The organism is Longimicrobium sp. (assembly GCF_036280135.1).
Lineage (GTDB): Bacteria > Gemmatimonadota > Gemmatimonadetes > Longimicrobiales > Longimicrobiaceae > Longimicrobium.
The window spans coordinates 1-5,087 of sequence record NZ_DASURI010000698.1; the positions used below are offsets into that span (position 1 = coordinate 1).

At 70.0% G+C, this 5,087-nt stretch carries 5 protein-coding genes; 2 read left to right on the top strand and 3 right to left on the bottom strand.

The window, feature by feature from the left end:
- Nucleotides 1-43: 43 nt before the first annotated feature.
- Together VFZ20_RS22495 and VFZ20_RS22500 are read right to left on the bottom strand one after the other, a co-directional pair.
- The gene (locus VFZ20_RS22495; RefSeq protein WP_329686198.1) at nucleotides 44-658 is read right to left on the bottom strand and encodes a hypothetical protein; all 615 of its coding nucleotides are present in this window, start codon (nucleotides 656-658) and stop codon (nucleotides 44-46) included.
- Entirely contained in the window at nucleotides 646-1,218 is a 573-nt protein-coding gene (locus tag VFZ20_RS22500; protein WP_329686199.1) for an RNA polymerase sigma factor, read from the bottom strand. Before VFZ20_RS22500 ends, VFZ20_RS22495 begins: the two co-directional genes overlap by 13 nt.
- Nucleotides 1,219-1,579: 361 nt before the next feature.
- On the opposite strand from VFZ20_RS22500, the gene VFZ20_RS22505 reads away from it, so the two are divergent.
- Nucleotides 1,580-2,821: a DNA polymerase IV gene (locus VFZ20_RS22505; RefSeq protein ID WP_329686200.1), complete on the top strand. Its 1,242-nt coding sequence runs from the start codon at nucleotides 1,580-1,582 to the stop codon at nucleotides 2,819-2,821.
- A 514-nt stretch (nucleotides 2,822-3,335) separates the two neighbouring features.
- On the opposite strand, the gene VFZ20_RS22510 is transcribed toward VFZ20_RS22505, so the two are convergent.
- A complete protein-coding gene (locus VFZ20_RS22510) occupies nucleotides 3,336-3,767 on the bottom strand; it encodes a PAS domain-containing protein (RefSeq protein ID WP_329686201.1) in 432 nt (143 codons plus the stop codon).
- Nucleotides 3,768-4,099: 332 nt separating this feature from the next.
- Here VFZ20_RS22510 and VFZ20_RS22515 point away from each other — a divergent pair, with 332 nt between their 5' ends.
- Nucleotides 4,100-5,026 (top strand): prohibitin family protein, encoded by a 927-nt coding sequence (locus VFZ20_RS22515; RefSeq protein ID WP_329686202.1) that lies wholly within the window; start codon nucleotides 4,100-4,102, stop codon nucleotides 5,024-5,026.
- The last annotated feature ends 61 nt before the right edge of the window (nucleotides 5,027-5,087 follow it).

Genomic DNA, 5,087 nt, shown 5'->3' on the forward strand with positions numbered 1-5,087 from the left:
AGTATGACGCTCGCGGTCGCATGATCGACGACGGCGAGCGCACCTATACCTGGAACGCCGTCGACCACCTCGTGCAAGTGCGCGGCGGAACGGCCCCCGCCGGCCGACGGGTCTCCGCCGCCGCGCCGCCGTTCACCGCCAGCCGCGCCCCGCTGCCGTTCCCCGTCGCTTCAACCGGCGCCGAGACCGTCCGCGCCGCCGGCTCGGTGACGATCACCAGCTCGGGGTCCAGCAGCGTGGACGGGCGCGAGACCGGCCGCGCATCGCCCGACGCCGCGGGCGCATCGTCCACCGCCACGCGCGTGTCCTGCGCGCCCATGCCCCGCAGCAGCAGGGCGCCGCTCGCGCCGCCCAGCAGGAACAGCGCGAGGGCGGCGGCGGCGCGCATGGGCGGGCGGTACAGGCCCAGAAAGCGCGGGCCCGACGGCACCGCGGCGGGCGTGCGGATGAGCTCCTCTTCCACCAGCCGGGCTTCCAGCGCGGCCCAGCCGCCGGCGGGCGGGTCCATCTCGCCCAGGTCCGCCAGGGCCTCCGTCTGCTCGCGCAGCTCCGCCAGCTCGCGGCGGCACACCAGGCAGCCGCGCAGGTGCTCGGCCTCGTGGGGCTCGGGAGCCTCGTCCACCAGCCGGGCGAGCGTCTCCAGATCTAGATGCTGCATGCGGCCATCTCCTCTTCTGCGGGCTCGTCGTCGGGCAGGGGCTGCGGGGTGAGCAGCTTTCGCATGCGCGCGCGGGCCTTGAACAGCTGGCTCTTGCACGTGCCCGGGTTCACGCCCAGCATGGCGCCGATCTCCTCGTGGGTGTAGCCCTCCACGTCGTGCAGGACCAGCACCTTGCGCATGCCCGCGGGCAGGCGCTCCATGGCGCGCTCCAGCTTGAGCTTGAGCACGGACGTCTCCGCCGCCGGGCGAACGGCGATCTCGTCCACCATGGGCGCCTCGCGTCCCGCCTTGCGCTGCCGCGAGCGGCGGCCGTGCAGGGCGCTGTTGACGGCAATGCGGTGCAGCCACGTGGTAAAGCGCGACTCGCCGCGAAAGGTGGGCAGCGCGCGAATGGCGCGTACCCAGGCTTCCTGGGCCCAGTCCTCGGCGAGGGCTTCGTCGTGGCCCGCCAGGCGCTTGACGACGGCGTACACGCGCCCGGCGTGGCGCTGATACAGCTCGCGCACCGCCCCGCCGTCGCCCTGCCTGGCTTTCTGTATCAGGATGGAATCGTCCATGGTCCGTTCACGAGGTCCGGCGTGTGTGATGCCGGTGCGCGCGGGAGGGTTGCCTGCGGGGAGGGAACTGCAGGGAATAGGGAACAGGGAATAGGGAATAGCCAGCAACGGCGGGCGAATTCAGGATCATGCCGGGAGGGCGGAGTCCGCGCGGACGCCCCGCGTTCGCCGAGGCTCGTACCTCCCCCAATAACCCCTGGGGGAGGTTGAACGGCAGTTCCAGCCGACGAGCCATGCAAGTGCACAGCGTCTCCGTACCCTTCGGCAACTCTTTGGATTATCCTTATTTAGCGCAGAGCCGGCGGGTCGATGCCGTTACTCTCGCACTCTCGCACTCTCGCACTTTCGCACTGGCAGTTCCGTGTCCATCCCGCGCATCCTCCTGGCCGACTGCGACTCGTACTTCGTGCGGTGCGCCATGCTGGCGGACCCCGAGGGCGCGGGCAGGTCGGACCTGGTGATCGTGGGGGGAAAGGCCAGCTCCCGCGGCGTGGTCACCTCCGCGTCGTACGCGGCGCGCAAGTACGGCGTCCACGCGGGCATGCCCATGGCCACGGCCGTGCGCCTGTGCCCCCGGGCCGTCTTTGCCCCCGTCCCCGGCGAGATGGTGAACCGCAAGCACCACGAGGTGCGCGCGGTGCTGGACGAGTTCTCGCCCATCGTCGAGGCCGCCAGCGTGGACGAGTTCTACTTGGACATGACCGGAACGGAGATGCTGTACCGCGGCGAGTCGCTGGCCGATACGGCCCGCCGCATCCAGCAGGCCGTGATGGACCGCACGGGCATCAGCATCTCCATCGGCGGCGCCACGGGACGAACTCTCGCCAAGATGGCGGCATCCGTCAACAAGCCGTTCGGCGTGCACGTGGTCCCGCCGGGCGGCGAGGCGGACTTTATGGCCCGCTTCGACCTGGCCGACATCCCCGGCGTGGGCCCCGCCCTGGCCGAGGCCCTGCGCCGGCGCGGCGCCACCACCGTGCGCGACCTGCACCCCATCGACCTGCCCACGCTCGTCTCCTGGGTGGGCGACGGCCGCGCGGAGTGGCTGTACCGCCTGGCCCGCGGCGAGGACCACGGCCGCGTGTCGCCCCGCGGCCCGCAGAAGTCCGTGAGCCACGAGCGCACGTTCGCAACGGACATCACGGACCCCGAAGAGCTGGAGACGCGGCTGATGATGCTGGCCGTGGACACCGGCGCCTCCCTGCGCGCGGAGGACCTGCGCGGCCGCACCGTCACCGTGCGCGTGCGCTACGCCGACTTCACCGACAAGTCCGCCAGCCGCACCGTTCCCGATCCCATTGAGAGCGACCGCGCCATCTTTACCGTCGCGCGCGAGCTGCTGCACGGCCTGCTGCGCAAGCGCGGCGGCGGCGTGCGGCTGCTGCACGTGGGCGTGTCCAAGCTGATGGGCGAGGACGACGAGTCCGCCGAGCTGATGCTGTTCGAGGAGCAGCCCGACGGCCCGGAGACAGCCCGCGACCGCAAGATCGCCGAGGCGTCCGACCGGCTGCGGGGCAAGTTCGGCAAGGAGGCCATCGTCCCCGCGCGCATCGTCAAGCGCGGCAAGGACGGCTCCCGCGGCCGCGGCGGATCGCAGACGTAGAGCAGATCGCCTGTATTTCTCCACGACCGAGCGCCTTTGCCCGACCCGCCATTCAATCGAGAGCCCAGGAAGCGTCATCCTGAGGGAGCGCCGCGGGGAACATGAACGCGCCCAGGACCTTGGCGCGACCGAAGGATCTTGTGTGCGAGACTCGGAGGCGGCTTTCGTGCACGTAGGCAGCCGCAGAGCTTCGCGGGCAAGATCCTTCGTCGCCGCCATGGACCGCGGCCGGTCAGGATCGCGCGGCGGCTCCTCAGGATGACGCTGTGTCGCGGGGGCGCGGGTGACGGGACGAGTTTCTCTACGCGCTCCGGGTCCGAGACACCGGGACGGATCGCGTTCGGACGCGGCCGTCGTGCATCGGACGGGAGATCCTTCGGCCGGCGCCGGGGGCCGGTGCACGGACGAAGTCCGCGCGGCGCCTCCCTCAGGAAATCAACAGGGATCGAGCAAAACAAACCGGGCCCGCGGAGAATCATCTCCGCGGGCCCGGCCTGCATCGCGCCGATCCAGATCAGCCGACGACGTACATCACGCCGCGCAGGCGCTTGGGCAGCGCGTCCGTCGCGGGCACCACGCGCACCACGTCGCGCAGGCGCACGATGCGGCCGTCCGCGGCGATGGCGCGGTACTCGAACGCATGATCGCGGTCGCACTGCGTCTCGCTCACGCAGTAGTTCACCGCATCCTCCGCGTCCTGCTGGTGCACAACCTTGCTCGTCCAAAAGGTCGGGTCCTCGATCCATTGCTCCGTCGGGTAGCCCAGCACCGCCATGGCGGACGGGCTCACGTACGAGAACACGAACGTGTTCGCATCGCACTCCCACAGGATGGCGTCCTGCGGCAGCAGGGCGTCGGCGCGGGCCTGCAGCGCCTCCATCGTGTGCGCGTTGTCACCGAACACCTCGTCGGCCAGCGTCTGGAAGTCCAGGGTCGTATCCGTCATCGTCATCGGAAAATCTCCGAAAAGTTGTCGAGTGTCGTCCAGGCCGGGATGCCGCACCGGCGGCTTGCGTACAGGCAAATACAGGCGCAGGGCATCCGGGAGTTTCAGCGCGATTGGCATCCGGCCCCAAAGCAGACGAAGCGCGCGCGCCAAGTCACCCACGCGCAGCAGCTTACGATTCACGCCGGGAAACCTTAGCTTGAAGGGCCTCGTAGTCATCCACGCGCCGGCGCCCGGCAGGGAGGCGTCCGCGTGGGGCACCGGTGGAACATCCGCCGGGGCGTTCCCTCCCCGGATCCCTCGCGACAACCGCAGGAGCTCACGAAAACCTCATGGACACGGTCAAGATCCCCCTCGGCAAGCGCGGGCGGCCCTCCATCCCCAACCCGGTGCGCGGGCTGGGCGGCAAGGTGGCGTGGATCATCATGGGCCTGGTGCTGCTGGGCGTGATCGTCCCCAGCACGTTCACCTACATCGGCCCCGGCAACGTGGGCATCGTCATCCACAAGCTGGGGGGCGGGGTGGACCGCAAGCCGCTGGGCCCGGGGCTGCACTTTCGCAACCCGCTGACGACGGGGATCGAGGAGTATCCCACGTACATGCAGACGCTGGTGCTCACCCGCGGCCAGACGGACGGGTCCGCGGGCAACGACGAGATCAACGTCAACAGCGTAGAGGGCCAGCCGGTGTCGCTGGACGTGTCGCTCTCGTTCGAGCTGGAGTCCACGCGGGTGCCCACGCTGTACAGCACGTTCCGCACGGACATCCAGAGCATCCAGCACGGGTTCGTGCGGCAGACCATCCGGCAGGCGCTGCAGGAGGTGGTGGGCGGGCAGGAGATCGCGGCCATCCTGGGCCCCAAGAAGGCCGAGGTGGTGAACCGCACGCAGGCGCTGCTCAGTGAGCGGCTGGCGGCCTACGGCTTCGTGGTCAAGCAGTTCACGGTCAATGAGATCCGCGCGCCGCAGGCGGTGATGGACGCCATCAACGCCAAGAACGTGATGCAGCAGCAGGCGCTCACGGCGCAGAACGAGCTGCAGAAGAACATGTACCAGGCGCAGGGCGACAGCATCAAGGCCGCGGGCCGCGCCATGGCCATCCTGGCCGAGGCCCGCGCGCAGGCCGAGGCCAACCAGCTGCTGTCGCAGAGCCTTACGCCCAACCTGGTGCAGTACGAGATGACCAAGCGGTGGGACGGCAAGATGCCCCAGGTGAGCGGGAGCGCCGTCCCCATGATCCAGCTCCCCAACCCGCGGTAACCGCGCGGCGGACGCTGGATGAAAACGACCGAGGCCCCGGCGGATGCGTCCCCCGGGGCCT